The 16,433-nt window shown below is 54.3% G+C and carries 15 protein-coding genes; 7 read left to right on the forward strand and 8 right to left on the reverse strand.

Features of this window, described 5'->3' with window-relative positions:
• The first annotated feature begins 20 nt into the window (after positions 1–20).
• The gene (locus H616_RS0109815; RefSeq protein ID WP_027967213.1) at positions 21–995 is read left to right on the forward strand and encodes a malate dehydrogenase; all 975 of its coding nucleotides are present in this window, start codon (positions 21–23) and stop codon (positions 993–995) included.
• Positions 996–1,152: 157 nt separating this feature from the next.
• On the opposite strand, the gene H616_RS0109820 is transcribed toward H616_RS0109815, so the two are convergent.
• Positions 1,153–1,809, reverse strand: coding sequence for a histidinol-phosphatase (locus tag H616_RS0109820; protein WP_027967214.1), 657 nt, complete (start codon positions 1,807–1,809; stop codon positions 1,153–1,155).
• A 161-nt stretch (positions 1,810–1,970) separates the two neighbouring features.
• Here H616_RS0109820 and H616_RS0109825 point away from each other — a divergent pair, with 161 nt between their 5' ends.
• Positions 1,971–2,465, forward strand: a complete 495-nt coding sequence (locus tag H616_RS0109825) for an RNA pyrophosphohydrolase (RefSeq protein WP_027967215.1) — start codon at positions 1,971–1,973, stop codon at positions 2,463–2,465.
• Between the two features lie 141 nt (positions 2,466–2,606).
• Positions 2,607–4,871 carry a phosphoenolpyruvate--protein phosphotransferase gene (ptsP, locus tag H616_RS0109830; RefSeq protein WP_027967216.1) on the forward strand — a complete coding sequence of 755 codons (2,265 nt, stop codon included), beginning with the start codon at positions 2,607–2,609 and terminating at the stop codon, positions 4,869–4,871.
• 32 nt (positions 4,872–4,903) lie between these two features.
• Here ptsP and H616_RS14685 read toward each other — a convergent pair whose 3' ends face one another.
• Positions 4,904–5,710, reverse strand: a complete 807-nt coding sequence (locus tag H616_RS14685; RefSeq protein WP_051234193.1) for an NRDE family protein — start codon at positions 5,708–5,710, stop codon at positions 4,904–4,906.
• Between the two features lie 139 nt (positions 5,711–5,849).
• Here H616_RS14685 and H616_RS0109840 point away from each other — a divergent pair, with 139 nt between their 5' ends.
• On the forward strand, positions 5,850–6,641 hold the full coding sequence (locus tag H616_RS0109840) for a sulfite exporter TauE/SafE family protein (RefSeq protein ID WP_027967217.1): 792 nt from the start codon (positions 5,850–5,852) through the stop codon (positions 6,639–6,641).
• A 61-nt stretch (positions 6,642–6,702) separates the two neighbouring features.
• The gene (lgt, locus tag H616_RS0109845) at positions 6,703–7,506 is read left to right on the forward strand and encodes a prolipoprotein diacylglyceryl transferase (protein ID WP_027967218.1); all 804 of its coding nucleotides are present in this window, start codon (positions 6,703–6,705) and stop codon (positions 7,504–7,506) included.
• Positions 7,507–7,544: 38 nt separating this feature from the next.
• Here the strand turns inward: lgt and H616_RS0109850 are convergent, their stop codons facing one another.
• The 3 genes from H616_RS0109850 to H616_RS0109860 all read right to left on the reverse strand — a co-directional run bounded on the left by H616_RS0109850 (position 7,545) and on the right by H616_RS0109860 (position 11,029).
• The gene (locus tag H616_RS0109850; RefSeq protein WP_035572981.1) at positions 7,545–7,994 is read right to left on the reverse strand and encodes an NUDIX domain-containing protein; all 450 of its coding nucleotides are present in this window, start codon (positions 7,992–7,994) and stop codon (positions 7,545–7,547) included.
• The gene (locus H616_RS0109855) at positions 7,994–8,629 is read right to left on the reverse strand and encodes a pseudouridine synthase (RefSeq protein ID WP_027967220.1); all 636 of its coding nucleotides are present in this window, start codon (positions 8,627–8,629) and stop codon (positions 7,994–7,996) included. Before H616_RS0109855 ends, H616_RS0109850 begins: the two co-directional genes overlap by 1 nt.
• Before the next feature lie 162 nt (positions 8,630–8,791).
• The gene (locus H616_RS0109860; RefSeq protein ID WP_027967221.1) at positions 8,792–11,029 is read right to left on the reverse strand and encodes an NADP-dependent isocitrate dehydrogenase; all 2,238 of its coding nucleotides are present in this window, start codon (positions 11,027–11,029) and stop codon (positions 8,792–8,794) included.
• Between the two features lie 468 nt (positions 11,030–11,497).
• Here H616_RS0109860 and clpS point away from each other — a divergent pair, with 468 nt between their 5' ends.
• Complete coding sequence (clpS, locus tag H616_RS0109865) at positions 11,498–11,872, forward strand: ATP-dependent Clp protease adapter ClpS (protein WP_027967222.1); 375 nt, start codon at positions 11,498–11,500, stop codon at positions 11,870–11,872.
• 183 nt (positions 11,873–12,055) lie between these two features.
• Positions 12,056–14,335, forward strand: a complete 2,280-nt coding sequence (gene clpA, locus H616_RS0109870; RefSeq protein WP_027967223.1) for an ATP-dependent Clp protease ATP-binding subunit ClpA — start codon at positions 12,056–12,058, stop codon at positions 14,333–14,335.
• 131 nt (positions 14,336–14,466) lie between these two features.
• Here the strand turns inward: clpA and infA are convergent, their stop codons facing one another.
• The 3 genes from infA to aat form a co-directional block, all read right to left on the reverse strand.
• Entirely contained in the window at positions 14,467–14,685 is a 219-nt protein-coding gene (infA, locus tag H616_RS0109875; RefSeq protein WP_027961652.1) for a translation initiation factor IF-1, read from the reverse strand.
• A 169-nt stretch (positions 14,686–14,854) separates the two neighbouring features.
• Entirely contained in the window at positions 14,855–15,595 is a 741-nt protein-coding gene (locus H616_RS0109880; protein ID WP_027967224.1) for an arginyltransferase, read from the reverse strand.
• A gap of 41 nt (positions 15,596–15,636) precedes the next feature.
• Positions 15,637–16,377, reverse strand: coding sequence for a leucyl/phenylalanyl-tRNA--protein transferase (gene aat, locus H616_RS14690; protein ID WP_051234195.1), 741 nt, complete (start codon positions 16,375–16,377; stop codon positions 15,637–15,639).
• Positions 16,378–16,433: the final 56 nt, after the last annotated feature.

Below are 16,433 nucleotides of genomic sequence, written 5' to 3' on the forward strand. Positions count from 1 at the left end.
TAGTTACCGAAGGAGTTACCATGAAAGACCCCGTACGTATTGCCATTACCGGCGCAGCCGGTCAAATCAGCTATTCATTAGCGTTTCGTATTGCCGCTGGCGATATGCTCGGCAAAGACCAGCCGGTTATTCTGCAGCTGTTGGAAATTACTCCAGCCCTTGACGCGCTAAGCGGTGTGGTCATGGAGTTGAACGACTGCGCTTTCCCGCTGCTGCAAGACATTGTGGCAACTGACGATGCCAATGTTGCATTTAAAGACGCTGATTATGCTCTGCTGGTCGGTGCGCGTCCGCGCGGCCCAGGCATGGAGCGTAAGGATCTGCTCGAAGCCAATGCGGCGATCTTCTCCGCTCAGGGCAAGGCCATGAACGACAGCGCCAGCCGTGATATTAAAGTGCTGGTCGTGGGTAACCCGGCTAACACTAATGCTCTGATCGCTTCGTGTAATGCACCGGACCTTAATCCCGGGCAGTTTACTGCGATGATGCGTTTGGATCACAACCGGGCTATGTCGCAGCTGGCTGAGAAAACTGGCAAGCATTCTACGGACGTTGAGTCCATGGTGGTGTGGGGCAATCACAGTGCCACTCAGTACCCAGATTTAGCTCACTGTAACGTCGCCGGCAAGCCAGCGCTGGAGCTGGTTGAGCAGGACTGGTACGAGAACGACTTTATTCCTACCGTGCAGCAGCGTGGCGCCGCGATCATCAAAGCACGTGGCGCGTCTTCAGCAGCGTCTGCGGCGTCTGCGGCAATTGATCATATGCGCGACTGGGCGCTTGGCAGCGATGGTATTGTCAGCATGGGGATTCCTGCTGATGGCAGCTATGGCATTGAGCCGGGCATCATGTATTCCTACCCAGTGGTTTGTAAGGGTGGCAAGTATGAAATCGTTCAGGGCCTAGAGGTCAGTGACTTCAGCCGCGAGCGTATGAGCGCTACTGAGCAGGAACTGCGCGAAGAGCGGGCAGCCGTCGAGCACCTGCTTGGCTAAGCGTTACGCTAAATGACGCAAGTGAGGCCCCGCTGGATAACTTTCCGGCGGGGTTTTTTTTGAGGTTTTTCAGGTGGGCGGTGTCATGCGGGATATTCGGGGAGCGTAGCAGCGCCGTCGCTGGATAACGCCAGCTCCCACAAAAACACCATGGCTCTCAGTCGCGCAGGCTGATAATTCGCCAGTCACGTTGTTCAGCAATCTCTCTCAGGCGGTTATCTGGATCGACGGCCACGGGATGCTCCACCATCTCAAGTAGTGGCAAGTCGTTGTGTGAGTCGCTATAGAACCAGGCATCTTCCATGGAAAGTTCTTTGTCAGCTATCCACTCTTTGAGGCGGGTGATCTTGCCTTCGCGGAAACTGGGTGTACCGACGACGCGTCCAGTGTAGTGCCCTTCTTTCATTTCTGGTTCGACGGCAATCAGGTTGTCAATACCCAGCCGTTTGGCGATGGGGGCCGTGATGAAACGGTTGGTGGCGGTAATAATCAGTAGGGTATCGCCGCTGGTGCGGTGACGGGCGATCAGCGCTTCAGCTCGTTCAAGAATGTGGGGCTCGATCCAGCCAGCCATAAACTGCTGATGCCAGGAAGTGAGTTGTTGCAGGGTGTTTTCAGCCAGTGGCTTGAGGGCCACAGCAAGAAACTCATCCATATCCAGGGTTCCGGCTTCATAATCAGCCATGAAGCGGTCATTGGCTTCGCGATAGGCGTTTGGATCTACGGCGCCTTGCTCCAGCAGAAACTCTCCCCACGCATGGTCGCTGTCGATAGAGATCAGGGTATTGTCTAGGTCGAAAATGGCTAGGCTCACGGTTTCCCTCAAGTTATGGCGGTCTGCATTTGCGCCAAGAGTATGGCAGAAGCTCATAGCGACGACGAGTTCTGCAGAGAGGCAATTCGCTGGCTGTATTGCGGCACTTCACAGCCTTATGGAAGAATGAGGCTAATATTTGAATTTATAAGGTGAAGTCCGTGATCGACGCTGACGGCTTTCGCCCCAATGTTGGCATTATTATCGCTAATGATCAGGGGCAACTGCTTTGGGCGCGTCGTGTAGGGCAGAACGCATGGCAATTTCCCCAGGGAGGCATTAACGCAAGTGAAACACCTAAACAGGCGCTCTTTCGCGAGCTGCAAGAAGAAATCGGCTTGACTGCCGATGATGTCGAGGTGCTTGCTTGTACCCGGGGTTGGCTGAGGTATCGTCTGCCGCGACGCATGGTAAGAACACATTCCCGGCCGGTATGTATCGGCCAGAAACAGAAATGGTTTCTGCTCAGAATTCGTTGTCACGATGATCGAGTTTGTGTGAGCAGAGGCCCAGCTAAACCAGAATTTGATGACTGGCGCTGGGTCAGCTATTGGTACCCACTTGGGCAGGTTGTGGCATTCAAACGTGAGGTGTATCGCTGCGCCTTGCGCGAGTTGTCGCCACGCTTGCAGCGGCTGACACAGTACAGAAAGTGAATGTTCACTTGTTAGCGAGTCAGCGCAGGAAGGTAGAGAGTTAGTAGAGCAAAGGCCGTCGGACCATTCGGCGAATAGGGGACGAGGGTCCCTTTGGGCACAGTCGTGGGGCGAAAAATAAACATGGATAGCAAAACGCCGATGCTTGAAGTGCTGCGGCGCATCATTCTGGAGGTGAACGGGGCGCGTAATCTTGAGGTGGCTATGTCCACCATGGTTCGGCGTATCCGCAAGGCGATGCGTACCGATGTGTGCTCTTTTTACCTGTACGAGCCCGAGCAGCAGCAATTGGTACTGATGGAAACCATCGGTTTGAGGACCCAGTCTGTGGGGCATGTGACACTGCCACTTGGCGAAGGGTTAGTTGGGTTGGTGGCTAAGCGTGAAGAGCCGCTTAACCTTGAAGATGCCCAGGCGCACCCACGCTTTTGGTACTTTGCTTCCACGGGTGAAGAGCGTTATTACAGCTTTTTGGGTGTGCCGATTATTCATCAGCGCCGCATGCTTGGTGTGCTGGTGGTTCAGCAGTCTGACAAGCGTCGTTACAATGAATCAGATGAAGCGTTTTTGGTCACCATGGCGGCACAGCTGGGAGGTGTGCTTGCCCACGCCATAGTGACAGGTAATCTGAACCACCCCGGTGCGTTGGGTAGTCAGGTGACGTTCCATGGTGTCGCGGCTTCTCCGGGGATGGCGATCGGCGAAGGAGTTGTTATCGCACCGCTGGCCGACCTGGACAGCGTGCCAGACTTAATTCCTACCGACCAAGAGTTCGAAATTGCCCGTCTGAAAGATGCTATTGATCATGTGCGAGCAGATATTCGCGCTGCGGGTGAGCGCTTAGCCAGCCGGATTTCAGTTCAAGAGCTGGCGCTCTTTGAGGTGTATCAGCAGATGCTGGGTGAAGCGGCGCTGTACCAGGAAGTCGTCAAGCGTATTCGTGAAGGGCAGTGGGCCCCCGGTGCTTTGGCTGATGTGGTGCGCCGCCATGTGCAATATCTTGAGCGGGTTGATGATGATTACCTCAGCGAGCGCGCCGCGGATGTTCGCGACTTAGGACGCCGTGTGCTGGCCAACCTTCAGGAAGAAACGGTTGATAGGCCGGCCGTTTATCCTGAAGGCACGATCCTGGTGGGCGATGAGTTAAGCGTGGCTATGCTCGGTGAGGTTCCTCGGGAGCGTCTAGGCGGGTTGGTGTCGGTTAATGGTTCGAGCAACTCTCATGTGGCGATCATTGCGCGGGCGATGGGAGTTCCGACTGTCATGGGTATTTCTGACCTGCCGTTGCCCAGGCTCAATGGCGCAAAAGTGGTATTGGATGGTCATCGTGGTCGGTTGATTGTGCGGCCTGGTGAGGAGTTAGAGACACGCTATCGCGCCTTGATCAAGGAAGGGCGTGAAATCAGTGAGCTGCTGGAGACCGAGCAAGACCTTCCTAGCTGCACCCCAGACGGGCATGAAATGCCGTTGATGGTTAATACTGGCTTGGCGGTGGACGCTGTTGCCTCGTTAAAACCCCGTATCAGCGGGGTGGGTTTGTATCGCACTGAAATTTCTTTCATGGTGGCCGAGCGCTTTCCGAGTGAGCAGGAGCAGATGCGCCTGTACCGTGACCAGTTGGCGAGTTTTTCTCCGCTTCCTGTGGTAATGCGTACTCTGGATATTGGTGGTGACAAGGATCTGCCATATTTCCCCATTAAGGAAGCCAACCCTTTTCTGGGGTGGCGAGGTATTCGTGTCACTCTGGATCATCCTGAAGTGATGATGGTGCAGTTGCGTGCCATGCTGGAGGCGTCGCAGGGGCTGAATAACCTGCGTATTCTGTTGCCGATGATTAGCACGGTTGAAGAGGTGGATGACGCGCTGCGGTTGCTTGATCGTGCCATTGTTGAATTGGCTGAAGATGGCGTTGACGTCATTCGGCCACAGGTTGGCGTTATGCTGGAGGTACCAGCAACGTTATACCAGTTGGGGGCTTTGGCTCAGCGGGTCGATTTTTTCTCGGTGGGCAGTAATGACCTCACTCAGTATTTACTGGCGGTAGACCGCAATAACTCTCGCGTTGCTAAATTACATGATGCCTGCCATCCCGCGGTATTGACGGCATTGTCTCGGCTGGCCATAGAAGCGCGGGCGTTGAATATGCCAGTTTCTGTATGTGGTGAGTTAGCCGGCGACCCCGCTGGTGCCCTGTTGCTAATGGGGATGGGCTTTGATTCGCTGTCGATGAACGCGCTCAGCTTGCCGCGAGTGCGTGCTGTTATTCGGCGTGTGTCTCTCTCGGCTTCGCAGCAGTTAGTTGACGATACGCTAGCGCTCGACTCCCCCCAGGAAGTCAGGTCGTTGTTGGACGCGCGTTTGCAAGGGTGGGAGTTGGGGCATTTGCTGCCGCCGAGTACAGATTAACGGCGAATAAATAGCGAGCTGGGGATTGTTGATCAGCTTAACGAGCTGCGGCTGACCGGTGCGTGAATCACCATGTGGCGTTTTGACGGGGCTGCTGGTGTCTCAGAGGCTATGTCTGGGCCGTGGCTGAGCTCTTCGATGCTCAGGTTGCCGTTTGCGTGCCATTCAAGACAGGTGGTTGCACGGGTGCCGTATTGTTGGCCGCGAATGAATGCGGCTGATAGCTGTCGCTCCCAAGTGATATCGATGCCGGTATCGGGCAGGTCGCGGTCAGCCGCACGTTGGTCGTCGGCAAAAGCGCATTGTGCCGTGGCTGGCCAATCGCCGAGTGCTAGGCTACGGGCGAGAGCTTGGCGTACTTTAATCAGCTTGGGCCAGGCCGTATTCAGATTGGCATTGGATAGTCCATACACGCCGGGTGAAAGAACGTTAAGTTCGATGCCCTGGTGCCCGCGATGTAGATGCCACAGCTGCTGACCATCTCCGACCAGCAGATTGAATCCGGCATAAGCCAAGGCCTCGCCGTCGGCTAGTTGCTGAAGCCAGCTAGCCAGGTTGTTGGTGCGTAGGGCTGCGGTTACTAAGTGGCCGCGGCTAGGGTGTTCCGCATAACTCGTGACTCGGGGGTCGCGGACATTCGTTAGTGCAGCCACGCGCCCTCGGCGATGCACAGCCAGCCAGCTGCCACCCGCTTGCAAGTCGCGCCCACCAATAATCCCCTCGGTGTCTGGCCACTCAGCCAGCGGCGCGGTAGGGCGAGCATGGAATTCGTCACGGTTAGCGATCAACCGAAGCACAATGGGCTCGCCAGGAGCATGGTGTAGGGCAATAAGGCACATTCTTTCAGCTTATCGCTTGTTGGCGTGGTACGGAAGAGCGACCTTGTAGCGCCGGTGTTGTACCATGCGATGCACTTGTCGGCGCTTGAGTTCTGTGGTGCTTGGGTGCTGCGGTTGCTTCTGCTTACTAAGGATTGTTATGACATTGATGTTGCTGTTGTCTTATCTGGCGCTTGGCGCGGTGGCGGGTACGTTGGCCGGTTTATTTGGTATCGGTGGGGGGCTGGTGATTGTACCTGCGTTAGCGGCGGCTTTTGCCGTTCAAAACGTTGCTGATTCGGTCATTATGCACCTGGCAATTGGCACGTCGTTGGCGACCATTGTGATTACTGGTAGCTCATCGGCCTGGGGGCACTATACCAAGGGCAATATACGTCGCGACTGGTTTATTATGTTGCTGCCTGGATTGTTACTTGGCGCGGTTAGTGGTGTTTTTATTGCTGATAACTTATCGAGCAGCTCGCTGGGAAGCCTGTTTGGTGTTTTCTTACTGATTGTGGCTGGGCGGATGGTTCTGGTAAAAAAAGCCGCGTCAGCGACGGTTGCGCCGAGACGCTGGGTAATGGGGGCTGCTGGCGTCGTCATTGGAGGGTTTTCGGCGTTGTTTGGTATCGGTGGTGGAACGCTAAGTGTTCCGTGGCTATCTCGTTGCGGGGCCAGCATGACTCAGGCGGTGGGTACGTCCGCTGCTTGTGGAATGCCGATTGCGGTAGTTGGCGCGGCAACATTCATTGCCACTGGCTGGGGTGTGCCTGACCTGCCAGCAGGTACAACCGGTTATGTGCTGTGGCCAGCGTTCTTGGCCATTGTGGTGACTAGTGTACCTTTTGCTCGAGTGGGAGTGCGCCTGGCCAGCGTGTTGCCAGCAAAGCAACTGAAAACTGCCTTTGCTATGCTTTTACTGGTGGTTGGGATGCGTTTTCTTTTCTGATCTTTCCACGTTATTTATGGTCTTTCGTTCCTTTTGACCCTTTGCTTTTTTAGAGGATGACATGCTGAGCTATCCTGCTATTGACCCCGTTGCCGTTTCATTGGGCCCTATACAGATTCACTGGTATGGGCTGATGTATGTGCTTGGCTTTGTCGCCGCTTGGTTTTTGGGGCGTTTGCGCGCCGAGCGTATTGGGCTAAGTAAGGATGATGTGGGTGATTATCTGTTCTATGGCGCCTTGGGCGTGGTGATTGGTGGGCGTTTGGGGTATGCGCTGTTTTATGGCTTGGGGCAGTGGCTAGCTGATCCATTGTGGGTGTTCCGCGTATGGGATGGCGGAATGAGTTTTCATGGCGGCTTGCTGGGGGTGTTGCTGGCGTCGCTATACTTTGCTCATCGCAAAGGATTGGCCTTCTTTACGCTAACCGATTTTGTTGCGCCGTTGGTGCCGATCGGTCTTGGTGCGGGGCGTATCGGCAATTTCATTAATCATGAGTTGCCAGGCCGAGTGACCGATTTGCCCTGGGGTATGCCGTTTCCGGGAATGGGGCCATTGGCACGTCATCCGTCGGCGCTTTATGAAGCGCTGCTCGAAGGGCTGGTGTTATTCATCGCGCTCTGGATAATATCGGCCAAGCCGCGCCAGCGAGGCCTAGTTTCTGGCTGGTTCCTTGTGCTTTATGGCCTCTTCCGCTTTGTTGTGGAATTTGTACGTATGCCTGATGCGCACATCGGCTTTATCGCTTTCGACTGGTTGACCATGGGCATGCTGCTGACATTGCCAATGATTGTCGCTGGTTTGGGGCTGATACTGTGGTCGCGCAGTCAGCCAGTGGATGTTCGTATTCCAGACAAGACGGGCTGAGACGCGCTTCGAATTGCTAGCGGGTTCGTTCAGTGTGGTCAGCTAAACTCGTGAATCACATCGGCTGGGTAAAAGCGCCCAGCCAGTGTATCCCGTATGCGTTGTATCACTAACTGGCTGCGTAGCCGCTGTTGCTGTGCCAGTTGCTCGATTTCTTCCAGCGTCAACCAATGAGCGGCCACCACTGCTGGGTCGAGCGGCCTGTTAATCTGGTAAAGGGGCGTGGCGCGGAAACCGTGGCTGTGAAAGGTTTTTTTGTCGGCCGCCTGAAACACATAAAGACCTAGGTAGTGGGTAATATCGACTTCCCATGCCGACTCCTCCCGTACTTCTCGCAATGCACCGTCGCGGATGCTTTCTCCTAGCTCTAAATGACCGGCGGGCTGAGTGAACAGGGTGGCACCTGGGCCATGGCGTTCTTCTACCATCAAGAAACGGTTGCCTTGTTCGATGACTGTGGCGACAGTGGTGAAGGGCTGCCAGCGCATTATGGGCGTCTCCGTTTTGATGACGTAGCTGATGGGGAGGATGATCGGCGTGAAGGTGGCTTACGTTGTGTTTTGGCGGGTGCATGCAAGGTTTCTCGGCGCCATTCGCCAGCGGCTAACCCACCCAGCTGCCAGTTGCCGATAGCCACACGCACTAGACGCAGTGTGGGGTAGCCAACGTGTGCCGTCATGCGCCTTACCTGACGGTTTCGTCCTTCGCTGATAATGATTTCAAGCCAGCTGGTTATGGGGTGGCGCTTGGGGTTGAGTGGTGGGTTACGCTCGGGCAGTCCGCCGCTCTGAAGGCGTTTTACTCGTGCTGGCCGCGTGAGCCCATCTTTCAGCGTGATACCTTGGCGCAGTGCCTCAAGTGCTGCGTCATCGGGGATACCTTCCACTTGAACACGGTAAGTTTTGGGCTGTTTGAAGCGCGGGTGAGCGATGCGGTGAATCAGCTCGCCATCGTCGCTGAGTAGCAGCAAGCCTTCCGAATCATAGTCCAGTCGGCCTGCTGGGTAGATGCCGGGCACGTTGATTATGTTTGCTAGGGTGTCGCGTGGTGTGCCGTCGCTGCCAGTTCGGTCGGTGAACTGGGATAGCATGCGGTAGGGCTTGTGGAGCAGGTAAAGGTGCATTGCGGCTCGTTTATCGTAATGGCTTGATGACAAGTGACTGGGTGAGTAGGTCCATAAAGCGACAGCTCCCGTCTGCCAGTGGCGGACGGGAGCCGAAGAAAGCCTGAGGGCCGCCCGCTCTGAGTTTTCAGGAAGAGGCGGCAATTGCGATATGGCGCTAGGTCAGCCTTTGGCAACCATCGCCAATGCGTCGTTCAGGGTCTTGCTGGGGCGCATGACTGAACGGGCTAGCTCGGCATCTGCGTGGTAGTAGCCGTTAAGGTCTACCGACTTGCCCTGCACACCGTTGAGCTCCTCAAGGATGGTCGCCTCGTTGGCTCTGAGGGTTTCGGCCAAACGACCAAACCGTTCTTTGAGCCCCGCATCCTGGTCTTGAGCGGCCAGTGCGTCTGCCCAGTAGAGTGCCAGGTAGAAGTGGCTGCCGCGGTTATCCAGCTCGCCAACTTTACGCGAGGGTGACTTGTTTTGCTCCAAGAACTCACCCGTGGCTTTGTCTAGTGCATCAGCCAGCAGCAGGGCACGCTCGTTGTCGAACTGCTTGCCGAGGTGTTCTAAAGAAGCACATAGCGCAAGGAACTCGCCAAGGCTATCCCAGCGCAGGTGATTTTCTTCTAGCAGCTGTTGTACGTGTTTTGGCGCAGAGCCGCCAGCGCCGGTCTCGAACATGCCGCCACCGGCCATCAGCGGTACGATGGACAGCATTTTAGCGCTGGTGCCAAGTTCGAGGATCGGGAATAAATCGGTCAGGTAGTCACGCAAGATGTTGCCAGTAACCGAGATGGTATCGAGGCCGCGAGCGAGGCGCTCAAGGGTGTAACGCATGGCGCGGACCTGAGACATAATCTGGATATCCAGGCCGTCAGTGTCGTGCTCTGCCAAGTAGGTGTTGACCTTTTTGATCAGCTCATTTTCATGCGGACGGTAGGGGTCGAGCCAGAATACGGCAGGCATGCCGGAGTCGCGGCAGCGATCTACCGCAAGTTTGACCCAGTCACGAATCGGCGCGTCTTTTACTTGACACATGCGCCAGATATCACCTTCTTCAACGTCTTGAGATAGCAGCACTTCGCCGGTCTCAAGGTCTGTGATGTTGGCGACACCCGCTTCTGGAACCTCAAATGTCTTATCGTGCGAACCGTATTCTTCAGCCTTCTGTGCCATTAGGCCGACGTTGGGCACGGTACCCATCGTGGCAGGGTCAAAGGCACCATGCCATTTACAAAAGTTAATCATCTCCTGGTAGATGCGGGCAAAGGTGGACTCCGGCATCACGGCTTTGACATCTTTGAGACGACCGTCAGCACCATACATTTTGCCACCAGCGCGGATCATGGCTGGCATTGAGGCATCTACAATGATGTCGCTGGGTGAATGGAAGTTGGTGATTCCGCGTGCTGAGTCGACCATCGCCAGTTCAGGGCGCTGATCGTGGCAGGCGTGAAGGTCACGGATGATCTCATCGCGCTGGCTCTCGGGCAGGGTGTTGATCCGGTCGTAAAGGTTGGCGATACCGTTGTTGACGTCGACACCCAGTTCATCGAACAGTGCACCATGCTTTTCGAAGGCTTCTTTGTAGAAAATTCTGACGCAGTGGCCGAACACGATGGGGTGCGAAACCTTCATCATTGTCGCCTTGACGTGTAGTGAGAACATCACGCCTGTTTTGTATGCGTCGTCAATTTCTTTCTCGTAGAAGTCCAGCAGTGCTTTCTTGCTCATGAACATACTGTCGACGACTTCGCCTTCGAGCAGTGAAATCTTTGACTTGAGCACCTTGGTCTCACCGCTTTGGGTGATTAGTTCCATTTTTACGTCGCGGGCACGATCCAGCGTCATTGACTTCTCGCCAGCGTAGAAGTCGCCCTCGTGCATGTGTGAAACGTGGCTGCGCGATGCTTGGCTCCACTCACCCATGTGATGAGGATACTTGCGGGCATATTCTTTGACCGCCTTGGGGGCACGGCGGTCAGAGTTTCCTTCGCGCAGTACTGGGTTGACGGCGCTACCCATTACCTTGTCGTAACGCGTTTTGATGTCTTGTTCTTGCTCGTTGCTTGGCTCACTGGGGTAGTCGGGTAGGGCGTAGCCTTGCCCTTGCAGTTCAGTGATCACTGCGCGCAGCTGCGGCATGGATGCACTAATGTTCGGCAGTTTAATGATGTTGGCTTCTGGTGTTTTGGCCAGCGCGCCTAGCTCGGCCAAATGATCTTCTTCTTGCTGCTCGTCGGTCAGGTAGTCAGGAAAGCGTGCTAGAACACGAGCGGCCAGGGAGATATCTCGGGTCTCTACCTCGATACCAGCAGCATCGGTGTAAGCGTCGATGATTGGCAGTAGCGAGTGGGTCGCCAGGGCAGGCGCTTCATCGGTGAAGGTGTAGATAATCTTGGGCGTTTGGGACATGAGCGTAGATCTCTCTGGTCACTGCGGTGGCAAGAAGCGGAAGCACCATAGAATGTACAACACAAGGTGCCCTCCAGTGAGGGCTGATTATATCTCTCTTATTGGCTGGTGTCCTGGCGAGCCTACTTCTGTCGCATGGCGCAAATGTTATACTGATAAGCTTTATCGATTGGTTAATGGCTCTGCTCTTTTTTCGCCTGAAACGTCAAGTGGCGGTGCTTCCCAGCCGTTATAAAAACGCCGAATTACGGTGCTGATATACTGAGTAGAGTGGCTTTTGGCCAGAGGGCTGTGCATCGAAAGTTGTATGCCTAATCTGTTTTCTGGGCGCTGCAGGAGTGATGTCATGAACGATACGGCGTTCGTGGCGTCTTAATCTAACCACACGTGATTCGCATGCGGCAGTTTGCAGTGTTGAGTCAGGTATTTGATATTGATGCGTTTATTTTAATGAAACCTAGTGCACATATGTTAAGCGACAAGGCCGTCTGGTTATCAGGCGCATCGAAGTGCGTTGGAGTCACCGGCCCTTCTGAGCCTGATGAAGAGGGGGGGCTTGCCGTTCTTCCCGCCAAGCCAGCGTTGAGTCGACCGCCAATGTACAAGGTCGTCTTGCTTAATGATGACTACACCCCCATGGACTTTGTGGTGGAAGTACTGACGACATTTTTCACCATGGATAGCGAAAAAGCGGTTCAAGTGATGTTGGCGGTGCATACTGAAGGTAAGGGAACTTGTGGTATTTTTCCGCGAGACATAGCTGAGACAAAGTGCCATCAGGTCAACGAGTTTGCGCGGGCCTGTGAACACCCGCTGCTATGTCAAGTTGAGGCTAATGATTGACCTGGGTAGGGTTTGAGGTGCAGGTTGAGTCATTGCATCTAGAGGTCAGGCTAGGCTGCATGCAAGCGCTTTGGTTAGCCGCTGTAAAGGTTGCACGCCATGTTTGGAACTCACGTCACGTTTGAAACTATTGGGCCGAGACGGATTCACAGTACGTCCTGAGCGGCGACAAAGGGGGCTGCCATGCTAAGCAAAGAACTTGAAGTGACCCTGAATACGGCATTTACCGTGGCGCGCGCCAAACGCCATGAGTTCATGACGGTTGAACACCTGTTGCTGGCTTTGCTGGACAACGCATCAGCCGCAGGGGTGTTAAGGGCTTGTGGGGCAAACCTCGATAAGTTGAAAAGCGACCTGCAGGATTTTATCAACTCGACTACGCCACTGATTCCGGAAAGTCACACTGAGCGTGAAACACAGCCTACGTTAGGTTTTCAACGGGTGTTGCAGCGAGCGGTTTTTCATGTTCAGTCGTCTGGGAAAAGTGAGGTGACCGGTGCCAATGTTCTGGTTGCGATTTTCTCAGAACAAGAAAGCCAAGCGGTATATTTCTTGAAGCAGCAAAATGTAGCTCGGGTGGATGCCGTTAACTATATTGCCCATGGAATTTCCAAGGTGGTCGATCAGGATGCTGGCACTGACTCTGGTGCTCAGCAGGTTGATGACGCCGAAGAAGGTGGTAGCGAGAGTGCTAGCAGCCCTTTGACCAGCTACGCGACCAACCTTAACGAGCAAGCGCGACTTGGCAAGATTGATCCGTTAATCGGGCGTGCTCATGAAGTTGAGCGCGTGGTGCAGATTCTGGCTCGTCGCCGTAAGAATAACCCTCTGCTGGTGGGTGAGGCTGGGGTGGGAAAAACGGCTATTGCCGAAGGGTTAGCCAAGCGCATTGTTGAAGAAGAGGTGCCTGAGGTTATTAGTGAGGCGGTGGTTTATTCGCTAGACATGGGAGCGCTGCTGGCAGGAACCAAATATCGCGGTGATTTTGAAAAGCGCCTCAAGAGCTTGCTGGCAGAAATACGTAAGCTACCTAGCGCCGTGTTGTTTATTGATGAGATTCATACGGTGATTGGTGCCGGAGCAGCTTCTGGTGGCGTTATGGATGCTTCTAATCTGCTCAAGCCATTGCTGTCCTCTGGTGAGTTGAGTTGTATTGGTTCTACCACCCACGAAGAGTTTCGCGGGATTTTCGAGAAAGATCGTGCGCTTGCTCGCCGCTTTCAGAAAGTCGACGTGCCGGCCCCGTCAGTGGAGGACACCGTACAGATTCTCAAGGGGCTGCGCTCGCGCTTTGAGGAGCACCACCAACTCAAGTACACCGACAAAGCGTTGGAGAGTGCTGCGCGATTGGCGGATCGCTATATTAATGATCGCCATTTGCCAGATAAAGCGATTGATGTGGTGGATGAAGCCGGAGCCCATCAGCGCCTGTTGCCACCTGAAGTGCGCGTAGACGCCATTGATGTAGCGCAGATTGAGGCGGTAGTGGCATCGATGGCACGTATTCCACCCAAGAGTGTCTCGAATTCTGATCGCAAGCTGCTGAGCCATCTTGAGCGTGACTTGAAAATGCTGGTGTTCGGGCAGGATGAAGCCATTGATAACCTATCGTCAGCCATCAAACTGTCACGTGCTGGTCTGAAGTCGCCAGATAAACCGGTAGGCAGCTTTCTGTTTGCTGGTCCTACAGGGGTTGGTAAAACCGAAGTCGCGCGACAGCTCGCTAATGTTATGGGTATTGAGCTGGTGCGTTTTGACATGTCGGAATATATGGAGCGCCACACGGTTTCGCGTTTGATCGGTGCGCCGCCAGGCTATGTGGGCTACGACCAGGGCGGCCTGTTGACCGAAGCGATTACCAAACAACCGCATTGTGTGTTGTTGCTTGATGAAATTGAAAAAGCGCATCCTGAAGTATTTAACCTGCTATTGCAGGTAATGGATAACGGTCGTTTGACCGATAACAACGGGCGTCAGGCAGATTTTCGTCATGTCATTTTGATCATGACATCCAATGCGGGGGCTGAAAAAGCCTCGCGGCGCTCCATTGGCTTTCAATCTCAGGATCATTCAACCGATATGATGGAGGTGGTGCTCAAAACGTTCACACCAGAGTTTCGTAACCGTTTGGACGGTATTATTCAGTTTGATGCGTTACCGCCGGCTGTTGTGCGCAGTGTGGTTGATAAGTTCCTTATTGAACTGCAGGCACAGTTGGACGAGCAGCGAGTGCAAATGGATGTAGATGACGATGCACGAGACTGGTTGGCTGAACATGGGTATGACTCAGACATGGGGGCGAGGCCTTTGTCGCGGCTGATACAAGAAAAGATTAAGAAGCCGTTGGCTGAAATGATTCTATTTGGCGATTTGTCTGAGAACGGGGGTGAGGTACATATCTCTATTCAAGGTGATGAGCTGTGCTTGGAAACTCAGCCAGAACTTGCTGGCTCACATGAATAGCGAATAAATAGGCACGAAAGAATACGCCCTGCCTGATAGCGGGGCGTGTTCGTAGGGCTGGCTCGTTGCACTCAGGTAACACGCGCCGAAGTGAAAAAATACCGAGGTGATAAAAATCCTCGGCGCTGTGCTTAGCGTGAGCGGTAGACGATGCGGCCTTTAGTTAGGTCGTAGGGAGTCAACTCGACCTTGACCTTATCGCCGGTCAGGATGCGGATGTAGTTCTTACGCATCTTGCCGGAAATGTGGGCGGTGACGACGTGCCCATTTTCTAGTTCGACTCGGAACGTGGTGTTAGGCAGTGTATCGACGATAACGCCTTCCATCTCAATATGGTCTTCGCGTGCCATATGTGGCATTTCCTCGCTGTTGGTAGTATCTGGTGGCGGCCTGTGTGGCATCTCGTAGTGAGTGCCTCATCCATTATGACCGTCAGAATAGCGCGATATTGTGACGCATGATGCGCAGCAAGGCAAAAAAAGCGCACTTATATCGGTTTGCAGGTTGTTCGTAACACGCTTATCCCAAGGTAATGAGAGGTCGCCAGTGACGACCGTCCAGCTGCTCCAGTGGGCGAAACGTCTGCTTATAGGTCATTTTCTGGCATTCGTTGATCCAGTAGCCCAAATAGAGATAAGGCAGCCCCAAGTTACGACAGTGTGTTATCAGGCTGAGTACGGCAAAGGTTCCTAGTGAGCGACGCTCCAGTTCAACTGCGGGGTCAAAAAAGGTGTAAATGGCTGATAACCCTTGTCGAAGTGAGTCGAAGGCGCAGACGGCGATGAGGCGTTCGCCAAGGCGCATTTCTAGCAATTGTGCATAGTCCCTCTCCAGCCCCAGAAAACTGCGGTACTGCTCGGGGCTGGGCGGGTACATATCGCCGTCGGCATGGCGCTGCTGTATATAGCGGGCATATAGCTGATAGTGGGCTGGGTTGAAGCCGCTAGGCAAAAAGGCCAATGTTACGTCGGCATTGCGATGGATAGTTTTGCGTTGCGAGCGGCTGGGTTGAAATAGCTCAACGGGAATCCTGACTGAAATACAGGCATTGCAGTTTTCGCAATGTGGGCGGTATAAGTGATGGCCACTGCGCCGAAATCCCTGTTGTGTTAGGTGGTCGTAAGTCTCACGATCGGGGGTTACCTGAGGGTCAAGAAATAGCGTAGAAGCCCGGCGGCCTTCTAGATAGCTGCAGGCGTGAGGCGCGGTGACGAAAAAACGTAGATCACGCCGTGGTTGTCTGGCACTGTCGTTGTTCAACTTAGGCGGCTCCTATACGAATCAGTGTTGCATGTTAGTGGTTAGTGGTTAGGGTCAATAAGCGTGTGGAGTGGAGGAAAATGCCAGTGGGGTGGGGTGGCCCATTGTGAAGGATTGTTTCCTACAGGCGTCGGCAGCCAAGCTTCAAGGTAGCCTATGAACGTGTCACGAGGTATGTCGCGTGCTCCAAGGCTTGCCAGGTGCGGTGTGTGCATTTGGCAGTCAATCAGTTTGCCTTGCCCGGCAGACATGCTGTACGCCAAGTAGACCAGCGCGACTTTGGAGGCGTCAGGGACACGTGAAAACATGGATTCGCCGAAAAAGACTGGCCCCATGGCGATGCCGTAAAGACCGCCCACCAAGCGCTCTTGTTGCCATACTTCGATGGATTGTGCGGCACCCAGTTGATGCAGGTGATGGTAGGCGCTACGCATGTCATCGGTAATCCAGGTGCCAAGCTCTTCCTCTCGGGGGGAAGCGCAAGCGCTTACTACGTCATCAAAGGCTTGGTTGGTGGTTAGAGAAAAGCCGGCGTTGCGAAGGCGTTTAGCTAGGCTTCGGCGAACACGAATTTCTTCAGGAAACAATACCATGCGCGGATTTGGACTCCACCATAGCAGCGGCTGATCGTCGCTGTACCATGGGAAAATTCCACTGCGATACGCCAACAACAAGCGTTCGGGGCTCAGATCTCCGCCTGCGGCTAGCAAGCCGTCTGGCTCTTCCAGGGCGTGTTGAGTGGGTGGAAAATAGAGAGGAGAAAGGGGAAGCCAAGGCAACATGTGTGCTTTCCTGAGAAAATAAGGACCTAGTCTGCCGCTGCAGTACTCGAGGCTCA

The sequence above is a fragment of the Halomonas halocynthiae DSM 14573 genome (assembly GCF_000425725.1).
Taxonomy (GTDB): Bacteria; Pseudomonadota; Gammaproteobacteria; order Pseudomonadales; family Halomonadaceae; genus Halomonas; species Halomonas halocynthiae.

Bases quoted from the DNA above. Each gene is read 5' to 3' on its own strand.
- H616_RS0109815 (WP_027967213.1), top strand. From the start codon at position 21: ATGAAAGACCCCGTACGTATTGCCATTACCGGCGCAGCCGGTCAAATC.
- ptsP (WP_027967216.1), top strand. From the start codon at position 2,607: ATGCTTGAAGTGCTGCGGCGCATCATTCTGGAGGTGAACGGGGCGCGT.
- H616_RS14685 (WP_051234193.1), bottom strand. From the start codon at position 5,710: ATGTGCCTTATTGCCCTACACCATGCTCCTGGCGAGCCCATTGTGCTT.
- H616_RS0109840 (WP_027967217.1), top strand. From the start codon at position 5,850: ATGACATTGATGTTGCTGTTGTCTTATCTGGCGCTTGGCGCGGTGGCG.
- lgt (WP_027967218.1), top strand. From the start codon at position 6,703: ATGCTGAGCTATCCTGCTATTGACCCCGTTGCCGTTTCATTGGGCCCT.
- H616_RS0109850 (WP_035572981.1), bottom strand. From the start codon at position 7,994: ATGCGCTGGCAGCCCTTCACCACTGTCGCCACAGTCATCGAACAAGGC.
- H616_RS0109855 (WP_027967220.1), bottom strand. From the start codon at position 8,629: ATGCACCTTTACCTGCTCCACAAGCCCTACCGCATGCTATCCCAGTTC.
- H616_RS0109860 (WP_027967221.1), bottom strand. From the start codon at position 11,029: ATGTCCCAAACGCCCAAGATTATCTACACCTTCACCGATGAAGCGCCT.
- clpS (WP_027967222.1), top strand. From the start codon at position 11,498: ATGTTAAGCGACAAGGCCGTCTGGTTATCAGGCGCATCGAAGTGCGTT.
- clpA (WP_027967223.1), top strand. From the start codon at position 12,056: ATGCTAAGCAAAGAACTTGAAGTGACCCTGAATACGGCATTTACCGTG.
- infA (WP_027961652.1), bottom strand. From the start codon at position 14,685: ATGGCACGCGAAGACCATATTGAGATGGAAGGCGTTATCGTCGATACA.
- aat (WP_051234195.1), bottom strand. From the start codon at position 16,377: ATGTTGCCTTGGCTTCCCCTTTCTCCTCTCTATTTTCCACCCACTCAA.